Raw genomic sequence first — 19,660 nt, 5'->3', positions numbered from 1 at the left:
ATGGTCGCACCTTATTATGCAAGTATGCCTCATGGCGGGAAAAGACAGTATGGTGGTGAGCCTCATTTTGGTGTTTGGAGTAAGACAGAAGGCCGTAAAGTTTTTTCAAAGGTGGTACTATGACAACGCGTATTATCCGAAGCGAAAGTGACCGTAAAAATCTTATCAGGTTTCTTGAAAATCAAAAGGGAGCAGTCACTGTTACAATCACTAATGGCAAGCACAGGTCAACGCATCAAAACCGTTTGCAAAGACAGTGGGTTAATGACCTTGCACCGCAATTAGGTGAGCCAAGTGAAGATGTGAGAGCCATGTTTAAGCTTGAATATGGTGTTCCGATTTTACGCAATGAGAATGAAGCTTTCAAAGCTGAATATGACGCAATTATCATGCCTATGCCATATGAAGCAAAGTCACGATTAATGAAAGTGCCATTTGATTTTTCAGTCACTCGCTTAATGACAGTTAAGCAATACACGCAATTTTTAGACAACATTTATCGCGACTTTACTGGACGCGGTTACATTTTAACAAATCCCGATGATTTAAAGTGGGAGAAAGCAGCATGAAACTTTTGAAGCGATTTTTCTTACTCTTAGTTATTGGCTCAAAAGAAAAAAGTCACCCATTCAACAGCCTTGAAGAATTTAAGGCAGAGATAGAAGCCAATAAAGAACGTGATAAAGTTTATAAAAAACAAAGGCGGCGCATGGTTGGCGCAATTGAGAATAAGCACCTTATGACATTAGCTCTTAAAGGTGAATTATAATGGTTCGTAAGGAATTTAGCAGAAAGCTTAAAAACGCCATACGTGATCGTGCAAATGGTAAATGTGAAAAGTGTAAGGCGGTATTGAAACAAGGTGAGGGTGAAGTTGATCACATTTTACCTGCTGCTTATGGCGGAGAGCCAACGATGGCTAATGGACAATTTCTTTGTCATGTTTGTCATAATGAAAAGACTAAGAAAGACGTTCTTTCAATTAGAAAAGCAGACAGGGCAAAGGATAAAGCAACGGGAACATTAACAAGCAAGACCCCCATGCCCAAACGCCCTAAAGAACCAAAGAGATTAACAAAGACGCTCCCACCACGTCGTGGAGGCATTGCCGCACAATATGTGAGAGGTGAATGATATGGGAGATATTTACACTCCTAAAATGCTTGCAAAACGCTGGCAATGCTCAGAAAAGCACATATACAATCTGTACAAGCAAAATAAATTGGCAGGGTTCCGCCTTGGTGGTAAGTTGCTGCGGATTAAATGGGACGCTATCGAGAGGTTTGAGCAATGCCAGAATGGACAATTACAAAATTACGGGGAAAACTGGCTCTTACCTTCGAATATGGAGGAAAGCGCAAACGATACAGTCTCAACACTAGTGACCGGCATGAAGCTGAAAAGATTGCTCCCGCAATCTATGCGGAGCTAACGCGAACAAATAATGATTTAATTGATGGACTGTTTTCTTCATATAGAAAAGAAAAAGTAGGACGCGTTATTGCCAATAATATGCAATGGTCGTGGAAAGCTTTAGAGCAACATTTTTCTGGACGTTATGCATCATCTCTGGTTTTGTCTGATTCCCGCGCTTATATTGAAAAAAGACGCAAACAGGGCAAATCAGATGGGACAATCCACACTGAGCTTAACCATTTGCGCATAGTTTTAAACTGGGCTTCAAAGCATGGCATAATTGAAAAAGCCCCATTTATAGAGCTACCAAAGGCACCAGCGCCTAAAGATCGTTATTTGACACATGAAGAAGCATTACAATTGCTTGAAAATGCCACGATGCCGCATATCAAATTGGCAATCCATTTGATGCTTGCTACAGCCGCGCGTATATCTGCTTTATTAGAATTGACATGGGATAGAGTTGATTTTGAGAGGCGTCGGATTGTTTTGTGTAATCCAAATGACAATGGCAGACGTAAAGGTCGTGCCGTTGTTCCAGTAAATAATACGCTATTTGCTGCACTATATGAGGCAAAACAAGCGGCTTTAAGCGATTATGTTATTGAATGGAATTGTAAGCGGGTGTTGAGCATAAAAAAGGGTATAGCTACTACCGCTAAGAATGCCTGTGTGGAGGATGTGTCACCTCATGTATTCCGACATACCGCCGCTGTATGGATGGCTGAGGCTGGAATTAGTATGAGTGAAATAGCCCAATATCTTGGTCATTCTAGTACAAGCATTACAGAGAAAGTTTACGCCCGCTTTTCACCAGACTATTTGCGCAACGCTGCAAGTGCTTTGGAAATAGATCTTCATGAAGTTGGTAGAGGTTCAATGAACCTAAAGAGAACTTCTTAGTATATAGCTAAATAATTGATTTTTATGGTGCTGCGAGAGAGGATTGAACTCTCGACCTCTCCCTTACCAAGGGAGTGCTCTACCACTGAGCTACCGCAGCTTAAAAAAACAGCTATCGGGCGGCGTTCTGCCATATTGCGCGCCATTAGGCAAGATGCAAACGTTTGTATGAGAAGAAAAATAACGATACGCGTATTTAACTGGCTATTTATTTGTGACGATGATATGACGATTTTTATGATTTGTGAAAGGCAAATAAACGTCTATTGATTGTGGAAGGAGGCCAATAATGGCTGACACAACGGCTCAAAAACGCCGAAATGAAAGATTAGCTAAGCAATTGCGCGCCAATCTTTTGCAACGAAAATCTCAAGCGCGTGAGCGTAATAAAAATAAAGAAACACAAGAAGACGTGTCTAAAAACACCAAATCTCTTTAAAGATTATAGTCATATAGTGTTTAAAAGTGCAGTTTTATTGGCGAGTTATTGTTGTCCATTGTATCATCGTTGAAACGTTTTAAAAACTCGAATCGCGAAAATGCTGAAGACAAGAATTTTGGAAAGGCAAAAAAAGTGGATCGGATAAAAATTATTGGAGGAAAACGGTTAAATGGTGTTATCCCGATTTCGGGTGCCAAAAATGCTGCTCTTCCCTTAATGATCGCATCGCTTTTAACTGAAGAAACACTGACATTGGAGAATGTTCCTCATCTTGCCGATGTTGAACAACTCATTCGTATATTAAGCAATCATGGGGTTGATTTTTCTGTTAATGGACGCCGTCTTCATCAAGAAAGCTCTTATTCCCGCACCGTGCATTTTAATGCGCGCACCATTGCAACAACGCGCGCACCTTATGAGCTTGTGTCCAAAATGCGGGCAAGTTTTTGGGTGATTGGTCCGCTTTTGGCACGCATGGGTGAGGCTTGTGTTTCCCTTCCCGGTGGTTGTGCCATTGGCACCCGGCCTGTTGATTTTATATTGCATGGGCTTGAAGCTTTGGGCAGTGAATTAAGTATTGAAAATGGCTATGCTTATGCTCGTGCACCAAAAGGTTTAAAAGGCGCGGATTATCATTTTCCTAAAGTCACTGTTGGTGGAACGCATGTTATGGTGATGGCGGCCAGTCTTGCTAAAGGCCATACAGTTCTTCACAATGCGGCGTGTGAGCCTGAAGTTACCAATCTTATTGACTGTCTTAATGCTATGGGTGCAAAAATTTATGGTGCAGGTACATCTACACTTGAAATTGAAGGGGTGAGTTCTCTTTCAGGAGCACATGTAAAAGTTATTGCCGACCGCATTGAAGCGGGCACTTACGCCATGGCTGTTGCAATGACAGGCGGCAAAGTTTTATTGCAAAATGGTGATGCCAATTCTTTGCGGACTGTTTTAACAACGCTCCAACAAACAGGTCTTGACATTGAAGAGACAGATCAGGGCATCCTTGTTGCTCGTAATGGTCATGATATTCAACCCGTGAATATTGAAACACAGCCTTTTCCTGGTTTTCCAACCGATTTGCAAGCTCAATTTATGGGGTTAATGACACGTGCCAAAGGGACATCGCACATTACAGAAAAGATTTTTGAAAATCGTTTTATGCATGTGCAAGAATTGGCAAGATTAGGTGCTGATATATCCCTTTCAGGACAGACGGCCACTGTTACAGGCAGTGATTATTTGCAAGGGGCACAAGTTATGGCAACAGATCTGCGTGCTTCGGTATCTTTGGTCATTGCTGGACTTGCTGCACAAGGAGAAACAATAGTTAATCGTGTTTATCATCTTGATCGTGGTTTTGAACGATTGGAAGAAAAACTTTCAAATTGTGGCGCAAATATTGAACGTATTCACGGTTGATTAATTTCAACTATATTTGGATTTGTAGGTCACGCGCGATCCTAACATGTGCATGTTCATAGGTTTTGGGCCTAGAGTGAAACTAGTCTATATGTTTGTAGGTGCCATTGACGCTTTAGACGTGTTAAAAATTAAACCGATTTAACTGATAAGAATGAAGCAAAATGACGATTTCAATTGCGTGTGCATTTAGGCTTGATCTCTTAAGCATCTTTGTAGATGATAGAGCATTAAATGAAGAGATGGAATTCAAAATATGCCGCTTTTAAAATTAATGGCAATGGATAGTGATGATTTAGAAATCTTATCTGCACATTTACAAGATGCTCTTGTAAAAGTAAGCAATATTGATTGGCAAGAGAATGAAAAACGTTTTATTGGCTTGTTTAATCGTTTTGTTTGGGAAAAACAAAAAAAAGGCGGCTTATTTTCGCGACCAAAAGCTCCAGAAAGACGCCACTGCGCCTTGCATTTTGATCGTGTTTTAAAAATGAGCACACGCGGAATAGATCGTGAAAAACCAGATAATATTTTATCACTTTTAACAATCCAGTTTCAAATGACTCAAGCACCTGCCGGTATCGTGACCTTAATATTTTCAGGTGAAGCGGCTATTCGTCTTGAGGTTGAATATATTGAAGCACAGTTAAGTGACCTTAGTGCGTCATGGGCGGCGCACTCTCATCCTAAACATCAATAGTCAAATATTTACACATCACGTTTTATAGGCACAATAATGGTTCAATATTTGCGACAATCATCAGATGATTTTGAAGAAAAATTTCAAAATTTCCTTCAATCAAAACGTGAGCAATCGCAAAATGTTGATTCTGCTGTGCGTGATATCATTGCCCATATCCGAGCTAAAGGTGATGATGCTCTTATTGATTATACAGCAAAGTTTGATCGTATTTTATTAGATAAAAATACTCTGCGCATTGATAAAAATATTCTTGATCAGGCAATGAGTGAGGTTTGTGAAAAAACATTTTCAGCCTTGAAGATTGCTCACGAACGCATTGTCACTTATCATAAAAAACAACTGCCAAAAGATGAATCTTTTGTTGATCCTCTTGGTGTTGAACTGGGTTGGAGATGGAATGCAGTCGAATCTGTTGGTCTATATGTTCCGGGTGGGACTGCAAATTATCCAAGCTCTGTATTAATGAATGCAATCCCTGCAAAAGTGGCGGGTGTTGAACGTATTGTAATGGTTGTGCCAACGCCTGATGGTCACATCAATCCATTGGTTTTGGCTGCGGCAAAGCTTGCTGGTGTAGATGAAATATATCGTGTTGGGGGCGCACAAGCTATCGCTGCATTGGCTTATGGTACAAAAACAATTGCGCCTGTTGTGAAAATTGTTGGGCCGGGAAATGCTTATGTTGCAGCTGCAAAGCGGCAGGTTTTTGGTACTGTTGGCATTGATATGATTGCGGGGCCATCAGAAATTTTGGTGGTTGCTGATAAAAACAATAATCCTGATTGGATTGCTGCTGATCTTTTAGCACAAGCAGAACATGATGAGTCTGCGCAATCGATTCTTCTTACTGATAATGAAAGCTTTGCTAAAGATGTTTGTCAGGCGGTTGATGCCCAGTTGAAAACTTTAAAACGCGCCGAAATTGCACAAAAAAGCTGGGAAAATTTTGGTGCTGTGATTTTGGTGGATAGGTTTGATGAGGGTATAGCTCTTGTTAATCGGATTGCTCCGGAACATTTGGAACTTGCCGTTGAAGATGCGGAAGCGTTTTTAGCGTATATTCGTAATGCTGGCGCTATCTTTATTGGCAGTTATACACCTGAAGCTATAGGTGATTATGTGGGAGGATCAAACCACGTTTTGCCCACCGCACGTTCAGCGCGCTTTTCTTCAGGACTTTCTGTTCTTGATTATATGAAACGCAGCTCACTTTTAAAGCTTAATTCAGACCAATTATTCAAACTCGGACCTGCTGCGATAGAACTTGCTCAGGCAGAAGGTTTGCAAGCACATGGACGTTCTGTTTCTTTAAGACTGAATCAGTCCCACCAAGACAATAAAGTCGATTGATGTAACAGTCATGTTCATAATGCCTTTGGTTAAAGGATGAAAAGTGGAAAACGCACGTCTTGTCGATATTGAATTGGATGAAACGATTGGTCGCTCAACTCCAGAAATTGAACATGAGCGCGCGGTTGCTATTTTTGATTTAATAGAAAAAAATCGTTTTAAACCTGTAGGGGATGATCATGATGGGCCCTATAAATTAAGGCTTTCCGTCATTGAAAAAAGACTGGTTTTTGACATTTATAGACAAGATGGTGAATGGGTTACAAAACATATTTTGTCATTAACACCACTGCGTCGCATCGTGCGTGATTATTTTTTTGTTTGTGATGGATATTATGATGCTATTCGTTCAGAAATACCGTTAAAAATTGAAGCCATTGATATGGGAAGACGAAGTTTGCACAATGATGCGGCTCAAATTTTACTGGATCGACTAAAAGGCAAAATTGAGTTTGATTTTAAAACGGCCCGTCGTCTTTTTACACTGCTTTGCGTTCTTCATAGGAAGGATTAAAATGACAGAAAATCATCGGTTTCATCAAAAACTGCCAAGATCTGTTTTATTTGTGTGTAGTATGAATACCATTCGTTCACCTCTTGCAGAAGCTTTAACACGAAAAATTTTCCCTGATCTTTATACGTCTTCTGCTGGTTTGATGAAAGGTAAACGTGATTTTTTCGTGGATTTTGTTATTAAAGAAGATGGTCTTTCAACCAGTCCGCATCATCCGCGTATTTTAAAAGAATTATCAGATGGTTTTTTTGATCTGGTTGTGACTTTGACACCACAAGCTCATAATGCCGTATTGGAAGAAATGCGCAGTTATTGGGTCAATGTTGAATATTGGCCCATACCAGATCCGTCTCTTGCCACAGGATCACGTGAACACATCTTAAATGCCTATCGTGATGTGCGTGAAACCTTGAAAAAACGGATAAATGAACGATTTAAAAAATAATAAAGCATAAAATTATACATTTGACAAATTCGGTTGTTCACAAATGCGCTTGAATGCGCTAGGTTCCGCGCCAAATGGAAAGTCAAACATTGTGTTTGTCATCACTGTACTTAATGAAGCAATCAATATATAGGTAATTTATGGCCAAAGAAGAAGTTTTGGAATTTTCTGGTATCATTACGGAATTATTGCCCAATGCAATGTTTCGCGTTAAACTGGATAATGAGCATGAAATTATTGCGCATACCGCAGGTCGCATGCGTAAAAATCGTATTCGCGTTCTTGCGGGTGACAAAGTTATGGTTGAAATGACACCTTATGATCTGACAAAAGGTCGGATCACCTATCGCTATAAATAGCGTTAAACTAGATGTCTTTTATGCCAGATGATCGTGCAACAGCAACTGTAAAACTTGTTTTGGCTTCTGCTTCACCAAGGCGTTTAATGTTGTTGGATCAAATTGGCATCACGCCAGATCATCTGCATCCTGCCCATATTGATGAAACACCCAAGAAAGCTGAAAATTCACGATTTTTGGCAAAACGCTTAGCAATTGAAAAAGCTCAAGCAAGCGCGCAGTCTATTCATTCCTTATCGCAATTTTCTGATGCGCTGGTTTTGGCTGCCGACACGGTTGTTTCTGTTGGGCGACGTATCTTGCCCAAACCGATTGATATGGCAGAAGCACGCGCGTGTTTACGCCTTTTATCAGGGCGAGCCCATAAGGTTCATACAGCAATTTGTCTCATGAATGCAAAAGGCAAAAAAAAAGTCAAATTGGTTGAAACACGTGTGCGTTTTTCACGCTTAACTACAAAAATGATAGATACATATCTTGCCTCTGATGAATGGCAGGGAAAAGCTGGTGGTTACGCCATACAAGGGCGCGCGGGATGTTTTGTCATTCAATTGGTTGGCTCTTATTCTAACGTTGTTGGTCTTCCTCTTGCAGAAACAATGGAACTTTTAAAAAGCCAAAACTATCCTGTTTTTGCTCATTGGAGTGAAAAAGATTTGTCATGACGAATAAAAGTGATGATAAGATAACGCCTTTGCGACCGCCGCACCCATGTCCTGAATGTGGTAAGGACTCAAAGCGTGAATTTTACCCATTTTGTTCAGCTCGTTGTCGTGCAGTGGATCTTAATAGATGGCTATCTGGTTCTTATATTTTGCCTGGAAAATCTCTTGATCAAGCAGATGAGGAAGATTGAATTTACACCAATTGGTTATTGAAAACCTATTTTATTTTCATATACAAACTTCATCTCATATTGAAATAATAAAATAACACAAAACTCAATTGTGCTTTTCATTTATGTGCTCAAGATATCATTCTTTGAAAATTTATTTAAAAATTTCTCCAATTTTAATGTTTACCACAATTGATCAGTATTTCGTTTATAATCGATATAAAATTTTAAAATTTTACTTTTTTCATTAAAATCATCACACCTTTGTGCATAAGAACTTGTTATTTTTGCTTAACTTTCATCAAGTAAGACCTTGTCGGTTGGTTTTGATTATCCCATATCAAAAAGACAGAATGGCTTGCCAAATTGGGAGCCAGTCACTGTAATCTTATAATGCCAGTACGGGTTATAGGTATAAAGGAGACAATGATGAATTTGGAAAAATATACAGAACGGGTGCAAGGTTTTTTACAGTCAGCACAAAATTATGCATTATCCGCAGATAATCAACAATTTTTACCTGAACATCTTTTAAAGGTCTTGCTGGATGATAATGATGGATTATGCGCTTCTTTGCTTGAAAAAGCAGGAGGCGACTTAAAAGCTGTGAAAACAAGCTTAAACGAGGCTTTATCAGCATTGCCAAAAGTCAGTGGTGGAAATGGGCAGCTTTATATGTCGCAGCCATTGGCAAAAGTGTTTACAAAAGCAGAAGAATTGGCAGAAAAATCTGGTGACAGTTTTGTTACTGTTGAGCGTTTATTGCAGGCTTTGCTTATGGAAAAGTCAGCAAAGACATCGGATATTTTATCTGAAAATGGTGTCGCGTCTACAGATTTGAATAAGGTGATTAACGATATGAGAAAAGGGCGTACAGCTGATTCTGCCAATGCAGAAGCACAATATGATGCGTTGAAAAAATATGCACGTGATTTAACACAAGATGCGCGAGAAGGTAAACTTGACCCTGTTATTGGTCGTGATGAAGAAATTCGCAGAACGATTCAGGTTTTGTCACGGCGTACAAAAAATAATCCCGTTTTAATTGGTGAACCAGGAGTAGGTAAAACTGCAATTATTGAAGGTTTAGCATTACGCATTGTGAATGGGGATGTTCCTGAAACATTACGCGATAAAGCACTTTTAGCTCTTGATATGGGAGCATTGATTGCTGGAGCGAAATATCGTGGCGAATTTGAAGAACGTTTGAAAGCAATTTTAACAGAAGTTCAATCTGCAAATGGTGAGATTATTCTGTTTATTGATGAAATGCATACTTTGGTTGGGGCAGGAAAAACGGATGGTGCGATGGACGCATCAAACCTTTTAAAACCCGCATTGGCGCGTGGCGAACTGCATTGTGTTGGTGCAACGACTTTAGAAGAATATCGCAAATATGTTGAAAAAGATGCAGCGCTTGCACGTCGTTTCCAGCCTGTCTTTGTTGATGAGCCAAGCGTAGAAGATACAATTTCTATTTTACGTGGCATTAAAGAAAAATATGAACAGCACCATAAAGTTCGTGTTTCTGATTCAGCACTTGTCGCAGCTGCGACATTGTCTAATCGCTATATTACCGATCGTTTTTTGCCTGATAAAGCGATTGATCTTGTTGATGAGGCGGCTTCACGGCTTCGAATGCAAGTTGATTCCAAACCAGAGGAGCTGGATGAGATTGATCGACGTATTTTACAGTTAAAAATTGAACGTGAGGCTTTAAAAGTAGAAACTGATACTGCCTCAAAAGATCGATTGGGAAAGCTTGAAAATGAACTGGTAGAGTTGGAAGAAGAGTCCAATGAGATCACGGCAAAGTGGCAAGCAGAAAAACAAAAACTTGGACATGCTGCAGATTTAAAGAAACAACTTGATGATGCGCGCAACGCATTAGCTGTTGCGCAACGTCAAGGGGAGTTTCAACGTGCTGGTGAGTTGTCATATAGCATTATTCCTGATTTAGAAAAACAACTCGACGAAGCTGAAAGTCAAGAAAATCAAGGTTCAATGGTTGAGGAAACTGTGACACCTGATCATGTTGCGCAAGTTATTTCGCGTTGGACAGGCATTCCAGTTGATCGGATGCTTGAGGGTGAGCGTGAAAAATTATTGCGCATGGAAGACGAAATCGGAAAACGCGTGATTGGTCAAGGAGAAGCCGTTCAAGCTGTCTCTCGTGCTGTAAGACGTGCCCGAGCAGGTTTGCAAGATCCTAATCGTCCCATTGGTTCTTTTATCTTTTTAGGACCAACAGGTGTTGGTAAAACGGAATTGACAAAAGCACTTGCCTCATTTCTTTTTCAAGATGAAACAGCTATGGTGCGTCTTGATATGTCTGAATATATGGAAAAACATTCTGTTGCCCGTTTAATTGGGGCACCTCCAGGATATGTTGGATATGAAGAAGGAGGCGCGTTGACAGAAGCTGTAAGACGGCGACCTTATCAGGTTGTTTTGTTTGATGAAATTGAAAAAGCACATCCTGATGTGTTTAATGTTTTATTGCAGGTGCTTGATGACGGACGTTTGACAGATGGTCAGGGGCGGACGGTAGATTTTCGTAATACATTGATCATCATGACATCAAATCTTGGCTCAGAATTTTTAACAGCTTTAGGTGATGGCGATGACGCAGATAAAGCACGTGAAGACGTGATGGCCGTGGTAAAGGCGGCCTTTCGACCTGAGTTTCTCAATCGCGTGGATGAAATTATTCTTTTTCATCGCCTTCATCGTAAAGAAATGGGTGCAATTGTTGAGGTTCAGCTCAAGCGTTTACAAAATTTGCTCACCGATCGCAAAATTCATTTGTTGATAGAAGACGATGCACGAGAATTTTTGGCTGATAAAGGTTATGATCCAGCCTATGGTGCAAGACCATTAAAACGCGTTATTCAAAAAGAAGTCCAAGATCCCCTTGCAGAGCGTCTCCTTCTTGGTGATATTTTTGATGGATCGACAGTGAAAATCACGCGCGGGTCTGATCGGCTTAATTTTAAGCCAACGCCAGAACATCCTATTGATGAAGGACAATGAAAAACATATTAAAGCCCGCTTTAGGCGGGCTTTTTCATAAGATGCATATTAATAAATAATAAAACTTTATATTATTTTTCATTCGATGGTGTTTCAGGCATAGCCATAGGGCGCTCTGCATTTGAAGAGGTGCCCAAAGTAATACCAGCAATCAGATGACCATTTTTATAGTCATAAATGATCATCTCAGTTCCACCTTCGGGTGTTAATGTTTCTAAAGCAATTAAATTGCCTGAAAGACTTTGTGATAAGATGCGTGTACCTTCTGGCAGTGCAATTGTACGATTAATAAACTTAGGAATTTCTGGCGGCAATGTTTGAATTTCTGTCTTAATATCAGGGGTTAATTCAGATATTGGTGTAACTTCATTTGCTTTTTTTTCTGTTTGTGGGGTTATAACTTTATAGATAACGGCAATGAGAACCGCAACAATGAGTAGCATGGTTACTGAGACGGATATAATCATTAAACGCATCAATTTGCGTCTTACCCTTTCAACAGCGGGATCTAAGGGTTTTTCATAAGGATTTTGCGGATCATAAGCGTCTTGATATCCCATTTGGTTATAATTGGAATTATAGTCGTCATTCATGGCAATCTCCCAGTAAGGTTTGATCGCATTTACGTGTTTCAGCGGTGTGTTTCAATAAAAATATCAATAAAAGTGTGTTTATAAATCAGATGGTAAATCAATCTTTAATTGTCATACATCATATGAATACGCCATATCTTTGATGTGATCATCATATTAAAAGAGTGCATGGTCAATTCGACCATCATTCATCTTTTCTTCTAATTTTGCTTTATGCTTATTTTTAATGTAATCTATGCATTTTTGAAAACGTACAGAGTGTGTTATAAGATTGAAAAATTTAAGCACCAGTTTTTTTTAGATTTTCAGCTGATACAATAAAGGGCGTGTCATTTTTAGTTTTACTTTTTAGTGATACTTTAAAATCACCCCTTTTATTGACATGCCAATACAGTGTTAAATACTTATTCAACTCATAATCTTGTGTTGCTACACATTGAGCAAAAATTTGCTCACCTTTGAATGTCATATCCTTTAAGCGTTTATTGATACTGTCCTCGCAGATCGCATGATTTGGATATACATCCACTTTTTCGTTAGGCATTTCGCATAGTGAAAAGTCATCATTGCATGTGACAAGTAGCATAATTGCAATCAATGAATTCATAATGACATTCCTAGTTTAGTATACAAAAAAGTTTTTGGTAGTGCTTCTATGTTCTAAACCATTGTTATAAAATATAGTTCCGTAAGAAATATTATCCCTGAATGATGAAAATATTTGAATCATTAATGATGAAAGGACACTAGCGTCTGTTTTGTTGCAAATGAGTATTTAAGTGTCTTCTAAAGATAATAGTGAGATATTTATTCTGGGAAAATGTCGAAATACGTATTTGGAATTGTTAATTCGTAATAAAGTCCATTATCGCGGAATGTTAAGGATGCCGTGCCATTGACAGATGTGGGAACTATTTTTTCTAAAACAGCACTGCCAAAACTGGCTTTATGCTCTTTGGTGGGCGCATTTAAACTGTCAAAAATTTCGAGCCATGAGATGATAAGATTGGGGGTTTCTTTTTCCTTATACTCGACTTGACTTGAAACGACGACACGTCCATTGGCTTGTGATAAAGCACCGTAAGACAGTGAATTGACAATAAGCTCGTGAAACGCCAAACCAATATGCAAAGCCGCACTTGGAAAAAGATAGGGATCTTTGCCTTCTACACTAAATCGACAATTATCTGTGTCAAAATAGCCAGCTATTTGCGTACGCAATAGTTCATGAAATTGTGCGCCGCGCCAGTCTGAGTCTGTTACAAGGTCCTGTGAGTGGGACAATGATTGAATACGTCCACGAAATTTAAGTAAAAAATCTTTAATTGTTCCGCTATGACGCGCTGTTTGTCCTGCAATACTTTGGATAATGGCTAAAAGATTTTTTGATCTATGGCTAACTTCGCGAAGAAGCACTTTTAGAACTTGTTCTCGTCGTCTGAGTTCAGATACATTTACGCCTGTGGTTAATACACCAATAATATCCCCATGCTCATCGCGGTGACAATCAATAGAAAATTTATACCAGATAATTTGTCGGGCACTATCTTCAAAACGAACTTCAAGTGTTTGTCTTTTGCCCGTTGCTAAGACTTGCAACTTTAATGTTTCTATCATCTCAGACTGATCAACTGATAAAAAGTCACTATCACGGCACCCTATTGACCACTTTTCTTTTAAAATATCAGGCAGATTTTCTGCCCAACGGTGTATAAGATCAACGGATTGATAAAGGACGCAAATTTCTGCTCCCTGAATAGCTTGCATCAAGGCACTAACATGGGCTTTATCCATAAGAGGAGCAGAATGAGACGTTATAGCCATATTTCGCTTATTTGCCTTTCTTAAGCCACTTTCGATGCATTTTCTTGGAAAAAGAGTGCCTGTGAAATAAGTGCCTTTACCATGTCTGGATTAAAGGGCTTTGTAACAAGAAATGTTGGCTCTGGACGCTCACCTGTTAAAAGACGCTCAGGAAATGCGGTGATGAAAATGACAGGAATTTCATCGGCTTCCAAAATATCATTAACTGCATCAATGCCAGAGCTATTATCAGCCAGTTGAATATCGGCAAGGATCATGCCGGGGCGCTGTTTTTTATAGAGATTTACCGCTTCATCACGTGTTCTTGCAATGCCCACAACTTGATGCCCAAGACTTTCAACGAGCTGCTCTATATCCATGGCAATAAGCGGTTCGTCCTCAATAATCATAATACGCGTTGCTACTTGTTGGGAAATATCGCGTGAAGCTTCACTTAAAAGATCTCTAAAATCGTTTAGTGAAAGCTGAAGAATTTCCATGGCCTCTTGTTCATTGAAACCTTCAACTGCGATAAGAAGAAAAGCTTGTCTTGCACGTGGCATTAAATGAGACAGCTTCGCTCTGGTTTTTTGTTCAAGATCGAATTGTGGTAATGGCTCTGCAATTTGCGGTGTTGTTTGATCAAAAAGTTGGCAAAATAATTTATAAACACTGATGCGATTGTTTGTACATTCGGGGAAAATTCCGATATCTGCAATCAATGCTTCAAGCATCGCCGCTACATAGGCATCTCCGGATGATTGCGATCCGGTAACCGCACGGGCAAAACGTCTAAGATAAGGTAAGTTTGGTGCGATACGGGTTGATAATGGCATAAAAAACTCCTTCTGCCCCTGAAAGCGTATAATTACTCAATAACGTAGAAAGATTAAAAAAGTTTCATCCCCTTGGAACTTTTTTTTTAGCACTATATTTCTTGTTAGCACTATATTTCTTGTTAAAGGCGCGTTAATTTTGCGGGATCAATAAATGAGTTTTATGAGGTTAAGTATGTATGAGAGCCATGATAAAAATCGCGTTGAAGATCCCACTTTGAATGATGAAATCCTTGGATCACATAGCGAGATAGCATCAAAATTGAAGCAGTTTTACACTGCAATCCAAGAAGAAGAAATACCTGACCGTTTCCTTGATTTGCTGGAAAAGCTTGATCGAGCAGAAAAAGCTCACCACAATAATGAGGAGAAGGGCACATAAAAGATGAGTGACGCAAAAACAGATTTTAAACGCGAACTTTTATCTATTTTGCCTGCCTTGCGCGCTTTTGCAGTTTCTTTAAGCGGTAAGCATGATAAAGCCGATGATTTGGTGCAAGATACCATTATGAAAGCATGGGCAAAACAAGACAGTTTTCAATTGGGAACCAATATGAAAGCATGGCTGTTTACAATATTACGCAACGAATTTTATAGCCAAATGCGTAAAAAGGGACGTGAAGTCCAAGATAGTGATGGTATTTTTACTGAAAATATGGCTATTCATCCAGCACAATATGGCTCTCTTGACTTGCAAGATTTTAAAAAGGCATTGGACATGTTGCCTGATGATCAAAAAGAAGCAATTATCTTGATTGGTGCCTCCGGTTTTTCTTATGAAGATGCAGCAGAGATTTGTGATTGCGCTGTTGGTACTATTAAAAGTCGTGTCAGTCGTGCACGCAATCGATTACAAGAAATATTAAAAGTTGATGGTGAGTCAGATTATGGCCCTGATTCTTACTCAGCAGGGGCAACACTGCGTTCATTTAATCAATAGATAACAACAGATTAGCTGTACATTTTTTCCTTCATTCTACTTTTAGAGAAAAGAAATTTAAATTTATCTTAGTCTTGCTTTTTTTATAAGCGCCATATCTTAACCGAAAGAAAAGTTATGTTTATTGCCTCTACATGGTGACAGATTGGTCAAGTCATATGGAAGCATTGCAAACGAAGCAATGCAAACATGTTGGATGATGGGGAGAAGATGAGTGAGTCGGTAGATTTATCAAAGAGTGTACGTCAACACACAACGACCTCCAAATGGAGAAGAGCAGCAATCATGGTTTCTCTTTTGTTGGTTTTAATTGCATCGGTATTGATTTTTTTGCTTTCAAGTGCGGTTGATAGGGAAATTGCGAGGATTGCAACGAGTTCACAGTTACGTGAACAGTCTGATATGGTGCTCATCCATCTTATAGAGCTGAATAGTTTAGAACGGACTTTTTCGATAAACGGTAGCCGACAAAACTATGATCAATTTCAGATAATTTCACAAAAATTAAATGATGTCATGGATTACATCTCTATGATTGCACATACAAATCCTGATTGGGAAAAGTGGTATGATGCTTTAAAAAAAGAAGTTGATTTAAATCAAAATCTTTTAGTACAAAAAATAAATTCAAAAGGCATATCACTTCAAAAAAATATGTCAGAAATACCGATTGAAAGCAATGATGATCACCCAAATGTTGATCGGTTAAATACACTGATTACGTCTTTTTTCTCTGGTGACAATGAATCGCGTGAAAACCGCCGTGCAGGTATTGCAAAGTTGCGCGCTGCATTAACATTAGCGGCTATGGTTTCTGTTATCAGTACATTTGTGCTTGCTTATGCTGTGATCAATCGTTTTCGTCGTGATATTACAAAGTTAAAAACTTATCAACTTTTATTGCATAGTGAAAATATCGCTTTGGAAGAAAGAGTTCGGGAGCGCACGCAAGAATTAGAAGCTGCACGCAATCATGCCGAAAGAGAGCGTCTCCGCGTTGAAATATTACTTCAAGATGCCAGCCACCGAATTGGGAATTCTTTAGCAACCGTCTCTTCCCTTTTAGGATTGCAATTTAATCGCAGTGAAAATCCAGAAGTTCGCTCTGCATTAAGTGCGGCACGTGATCGCATACAAACCATATCTGCGGCACATCGTCGTTTGCGTTTGGGTGATGATATGGAAACCACACCATTGGCTGAGTTTTTACAATCTGTCGTTAATGACGTGGAGCTTGGACTTCCTATGGAATTACGTGAAAAAGTTCAAATTGAAACACATTTTGAAGACTGTCATTTATCTTCCCGAGATGCAACGACATTAGGAATCATTTTGGGTGAATTGCTTACCAATTCTATAAAACATGCTTTTCCGAATCAAAAAACAGGAAAAATTAAAATTTCTTTTGGTGATATTCAATGTGTCAATAATTCAGATTTAAGTGATGACAACCATAAAGGTCAAAAAGCACTTATTGTGGAAGATGATGGAATAGGATTTGATATATCAAATAGCCAACCAAATGATGGATTAGGGAAACTCGTTATTCAACAATTATGCATGCAATTTGGTGAAAAACCAATTTTTAACCATTCATCAAAAGGCGGAACACGCGTAGTTATTCCATTACCCAAACTCAATATTATTTCGTCACATTAAGAATCTTTATCATTCACGCTGGCAACAGATACAAGCTTTTGATCTCCTTGCCCATTAATATAAGAATCAATGCTATCACGATCTCGTTTGAAAGCGACAAGATCTTGACCTTTAAGAGATTTATTGTCTGGAAGACGGATACGCATCGGGTCAACTTTTGTTCCATTTACAACAACTTCAAAGTGGCAATGTGCGCCTGTTGAAAGACCCGTTGATCCGACATAGCCAATGATTTGACCTTGGCGTACTTTAACACCAGGTTTTATATTTGCTGCAAAACCATTTTGGTGCGAATAAGACGTGACATAACCATTGGCATGGCGAATTTCTGTGTGGTTACCATAACCTCTTGTATAACTTGCCTTTGTAATAATACCATCACCTGCTGCAATGATCGGCGAACCGCGTGGAGCGGCCCAATCAACACCTGTATGCATCCTTACATAACCTAAAACTGGATGTCGACGTGGCCCGAATGGAGAAGTAAATCGTCCGTTGGGTACAGGCTTTCTTAAAAGAAATTGTTTAGAGCTGCGCCCTTCAGAATCATAAAAATCAACAGTGCCATCTTGAGAGTGGAAGCGATAATATTTGCGTGTAACATCGCCAAATGTTGCACTTACAAAACGTATTTCGGGCTCAGCGTCTTTTTTGTTGTCTTTATCTGGAACAGCATAAAATACTTCCAACATATCGGTCGAAGAAACAGTACTTTGTAAATCAACGTCATTTGCCAATACATTGATAAGTTGCTGTGCCGTTTCTTGGGGCATATCATAACTTAAAACAGCTCGGTAAATCGCATCATAAACTTTAAGTAATTTCGATGCCGCAACATTTGTAAGAGGCACGCCTCCCTCAAAAGCAGTTTTTAAAGCTTGTGACATTTCTGGCTCAGTACTTTCCACAAAATGTCCTTGATCATTCAGTGCAATGGAAATTTCATGATGCATACCATTATATATGCTGGCACGAACAAGATGATCACCGCTTGGTTTGGATTCAATTCCAATGCGTAAGACATTTCCGGCATTTAATGCATCTGAACCGTTAAATTTGCTTAAAGCTTCAGATATTTTTATTACATCTTCTCCACTATAATTGGCGTCATTGAGTGCATCTATAAATGTTTGTTTTTTACGAAAAGGAATGAGATCTTCCGAATATCCTTCGGAGCTCTCCTCGTTTACGATACGTGGTGAAATGCTCACATTTTCTTGGATAATGCGCACATCTGGAACATCAGAAAGATTGATTGAACCTTGTAAATTGTTAAATTGTTCAGGATCAATGTAGTTGAGGGCAGCAACTCGTAAAATATTATTATCTAATAATAAACCGCTTGCACGAATGCTTTTTTCAATTTCATCTGAAGAAAGAGTGTCGGATGCATGATTTTTTATTGTGTCTTGCGATAAATCAATATTTCTTAGTGAAATTTCGGACTCAATCTTTGCTCCATAAATTTGTAAATTTGTTTCGGGCTTAATTTCTTCTTTCGATGTCTTATTCGCAAAAATTGTAAGCGCATTAAAAGCGGGATATTTATATTTTTCGGGTCTGTCTTCAGCTAAAGCCATACGTACCAATTCAAATGGTTGGGTACGAATCACTTCTCTTTCACCGTCTTTTTGCATGATAGATAAATCAAAGCGGCGACGATCATCAAATGTTTGACGCGGCAAGGTTTGAGCGATTCGATCAACTTTGCCCTCATCGCTTTCTTTGGCTTCAATTGAAAGTGTTTCTATTTGAGCCAATTGCAGTTGCGGTAAAGAGAGTTGCTCGCGCCCATCAAGTGCAGCAAAGAGTGCCACGCCCATAAGTGTGCAAGATGTTAGACCCGTTAAGACTGTTCCCGCCAGCCAACGTGCAGATATTTGACGTCGATCAGGTTGGCGACGGCCGTTTTCAACAAGCGCGGGTTGTTGTCCAAGATCTTTAATCAGATGTCGATTTTCTTTCATAATTCTCGCAAAAAAAACTCAAATATAAGCGCGTTTAAATAAACAGGAAAGTTTAAAAAGCGGCTTCGATTTTGTGCTATAGATATACAAATTATTATATCAAAACAAAATAGTAAAATCGTTGTTTACCCAGATCCTTATAAAGGTTGCAAAGTGGACTTTACTATAACGGCTTATTGAAAGCGTATATAAAAGAGAAAAATATGATAGGAATAGGGCAATACTAAAAATAATCTCTTTTTATATGATTGCGCAATATAAACTGTCACCCACCACTATTAGAGACTGAGATCTGACGAGTAAGTTTTATAAACTTTTCATCAAACGCAATATATTGTCATATTCTCGTTATTATCTGAAGAAAAAGTGTTGGGTAAGTAATGGTTTTATGGCTTTTTTATAAGAAACTAAGAAAAAGGTTTATTTTTTTGCATTTTTTT

At 39.0% G+C, this 19,660-nt stretch carries 23 protein-coding genes and 1 tRNA gene; 18 read left to right on the top strand and 6 right to left on the bottom strand.

The genetic code is table 11. The features are described 5' to 3' along the window. From ME5_RS10825 to ME5_RS00095, 5 genes are all read left to right on the top strand, one after another. On the top strand, positions 1–123 hold the full coding sequence (locus ME5_RS10825) for a hypothetical protein (protein WP_280641506.1): 123 nt from the start codon (positions 1–3) through the stop codon (positions 121–123). Next, on the top strand, positions 120–569 hold the full coding sequence (locus ME5_RS00110; RefSeq protein WP_008037249.1) for a hypothetical protein: 450 nt from the start codon (positions 120–122) through the stop codon (positions 567–569). Before ME5_RS10825 ends, ME5_RS00110 begins: the two co-directional genes overlap by 4 nt. After that, on the top strand, positions 566–769 hold the full coding sequence (locus ME5_RS00105; RefSeq protein WP_008037247.1) for a hypothetical protein: 204 nt from the start codon (positions 566–568) through the stop codon (positions 767–769). The genes ME5_RS00110 and ME5_RS00105 overlap by 4 nt, the downstream gene beginning before the upstream one ends. Next, entirely contained in the window at positions 769–1,134 is a 366-nt protein-coding gene (locus tag ME5_RS00100) for an HNH endonuclease (protein WP_008037246.1), read from the top strand. Before ME5_RS00105 ends, ME5_RS00100 begins: the two co-directional genes overlap by 1 nt. A gap of 156 nt (positions 1,135–1,290) precedes the next feature. Further along, positions 1,291–2,319, top strand: coding sequence for a site-specific integrase (locus tag ME5_RS00095; RefSeq protein WP_008037245.1), 1,029 nt, complete (start codon positions 1,291–1,293; stop codon positions 2,317–2,319). Between the two features lie 25 nt (positions 2,320–2,344). Here ME5_RS00095 and ME5_RS00090 read toward each other — a convergent pair. Next, positions 2,345–2,419: transfer RNA gene (locus tag ME5_RS00090), tRNA-Thr, on the bottom strand. A gap of 189 nt (positions 2,420–2,608) precedes the next feature. Here ME5_RS00090 and ME5_RS10585 point away from each other — a divergent pair. From ME5_RS10585 to clpB, 10 genes are all read left to right on the top strand, one after another. Next, the gene (locus ME5_RS10585; RefSeq protein ID WP_008037244.1) at positions 2,609–2,758 is read left to right on the top strand and encodes a hypothetical protein; all 150 of its coding nucleotides are present in this window, start codon (positions 2,609–2,611) and stop codon (positions 2,756–2,758) included. Positions 2,759–2,893: 135 nt separating this feature from the next. Beyond that, positions 2,894–4,183, top strand: a complete 1,290-nt coding sequence (gene murA / locus ME5_RS00085) for a UDP-N-acetylglucosamine 1-carboxyvinyltransferase (RefSeq protein ID WP_035000423.1) — start codon at positions 2,894–2,896, stop codon at positions 4,181–4,183. 256 nt (positions 4,184–4,439) lie between these two features. Continuing rightward, entirely contained in the window at positions 4,440–4,883 is a 444-nt protein-coding gene (locus tag ME5_RS00080) for a DUF2948 family protein (protein WP_008037242.1), read from the top strand. Positions 4,884–4,919: 36 nt separating this feature from the next. After that, positions 4,920–6,236, top strand: coding sequence for a histidinol dehydrogenase (gene hisD, locus ME5_RS00075; RefSeq protein WP_008037241.1), 1,317 nt, complete (start codon positions 4,920–4,922; stop codon positions 6,234–6,236). 43 nt (positions 6,237–6,279) lie between these two features. Beyond that, positions 6,280–6,750: a UPF0262 family protein gene (locus ME5_RS00070; protein ID WP_008037235.1), complete on the top strand. Its 471-nt coding sequence runs from the start codon at positions 6,280–6,282 to the stop codon at positions 6,748–6,750. A 1-nt stretch (position 6,751) separates the two neighbouring features. Next, a complete protein-coding gene (locus ME5_RS00065; RefSeq protein ID WP_008037234.1) occupies positions 6,752–7,195 on the top strand; it encodes an arsenate-mycothiol transferase ArsC in 444 nt (147 codons plus the stop codon). Between the two features lie 140 nt (positions 7,196–7,335). Next, complete coding sequence (infA, locus tag ME5_RS00060; RefSeq protein WP_008037232.1) at positions 7,336–7,554, top strand: translation initiation factor IF-1; 219 nt, start codon at positions 7,336–7,338, stop codon at positions 7,552–7,554. A gap of 11 nt (positions 7,555–7,565) precedes the next feature. Beyond that, complete coding sequence (locus tag ME5_RS00055) at positions 7,566–8,219, top strand: Maf family nucleotide pyrophosphatase (protein ID WP_008037230.1); 654 nt, start codon at positions 7,566–7,568, stop codon at positions 8,217–8,219. Next, on the top strand, positions 8,216–8,410 hold the full coding sequence (gene yacG, locus ME5_RS00050; RefSeq protein WP_008037227.1) for a DNA gyrase inhibitor YacG: 195 nt from the start codon (positions 8,216–8,218) through the stop codon (positions 8,408–8,410). The genes ME5_RS00055 and yacG overlap by 4 nt, the downstream gene beginning before the upstream one ends. Before the next feature lie 408 nt (positions 8,411–8,818). Beyond that, complete coding sequence (gene clpB, locus ME5_RS00045; protein ID WP_008037225.1) at positions 8,819–11,422, top strand: ATP-dependent chaperone ClpB; 2,604 nt, start codon at positions 8,819–8,821, stop codon at positions 11,420–11,422. A 71-nt stretch (positions 11,423–11,493) separates the two neighbouring features. Here clpB and ME5_RS00040 read toward each other — a convergent pair whose 3' ends face one another. The 4 genes from ME5_RS00040 to ME5_RS00025 form a co-directional block, all read right to left on the bottom strand. Continuing rightward, the gene (locus tag ME5_RS00040) at positions 11,494–12,015 is read right to left on the bottom strand and encodes an AI-2E family transporter (RefSeq protein WP_008037223.1); all 522 of its coding nucleotides are present in this window, start codon (positions 12,013–12,015) and stop codon (positions 11,494–11,496) included. 280 nt (positions 12,016–12,295) lie between these two features. Continuing rightward, positions 12,296–12,622 carry a hypothetical protein gene (locus ME5_RS00035; protein ID WP_008037221.1) on the bottom strand — a complete coding sequence of 109 codons (327 nt, stop codon included), beginning with the start codon at positions 12,620–12,622 and terminating at the stop codon, positions 12,296–12,298. Positions 12,623–12,822: 200 nt separating this feature from the next. Then, on the bottom strand, positions 12,823–13,839 hold the full coding sequence (locus ME5_RS00030; RefSeq protein ID WP_008037219.1) for a sensor histidine kinase: 1,017 nt from the start codon (positions 13,837–13,839) through the stop codon (positions 12,823–12,825). 20 nt (positions 13,840–13,859) lie between these two features. Continuing rightward, positions 13,860–14,654, bottom strand: coding sequence for a response regulator (locus tag ME5_RS00025; RefSeq protein ID WP_008037217.1), 795 nt, complete (start codon positions 14,652–14,654; stop codon positions 13,860–13,862). 175 nt (positions 14,655–14,829) lie between these two features. On the opposite strand from ME5_RS00025, the gene ME5_RS00020 reads away from it, so the two are divergent. The 3 genes from ME5_RS00020 to ME5_RS00010 all read left to right on the top strand — a co-directional run bounded on the left by ME5_RS00020 (position 14,830) and on the right by ME5_RS00010 (position 17,253). After that, positions 14,830–15,036 (top strand): NepR family anti-sigma factor, encoded by a 207-nt coding sequence (locus ME5_RS00020; protein ID WP_008037208.1) that lies wholly within the window; start codon positions 14,830–14,832, stop codon positions 15,034–15,036. Between the two features lie 3 nt (positions 15,037–15,039). Then, on the top strand, positions 15,040–15,594 hold the full coding sequence (locus ME5_RS00015; RefSeq protein ID WP_008037206.1) for an RNA polymerase sigma factor: 555 nt from the start codon (positions 15,040–15,042) through the stop codon (positions 15,592–15,594). Positions 15,595–15,879: 285 nt separating this feature from the next. Next, complete coding sequence (locus tag ME5_RS00010) at positions 15,880–17,253, top strand: sensor histidine kinase (RefSeq protein ID WP_008037205.1); 1,374 nt, start codon at positions 15,880–15,882, stop codon at positions 17,251–17,253. Here ME5_RS00010 and ME5_RS00005 read toward each other — a convergent pair. Next, the gene (locus ME5_RS00005; protein ID WP_008037204.1) at positions 17,250–19,220 is read right to left on the bottom strand and encodes a peptidoglycan DD-metalloendopeptidase family protein; all 1,971 of its coding nucleotides are present in this window, start codon (positions 19,218–19,220) and stop codon (positions 17,250–17,252) included. The two genes, ME5_RS00010 and ME5_RS00005, sit on opposite strands and share 4 nt — an antisense overlap. Between the last annotated feature and the right edge of the window lie 440 nt (positions 19,221–19,660).

The organism is Bartonella tamiae Th239, assembly GCF_000278275.1.
GTDB lineage: Bacteria > Pseudomonadota > Alphaproteobacteria > Rhizobiales > Rhizobiaceae > Bartonella > Bartonella tamiae.
This window is presented reverse-complemented; position numbering and strand designations above follow the sequence as displayed.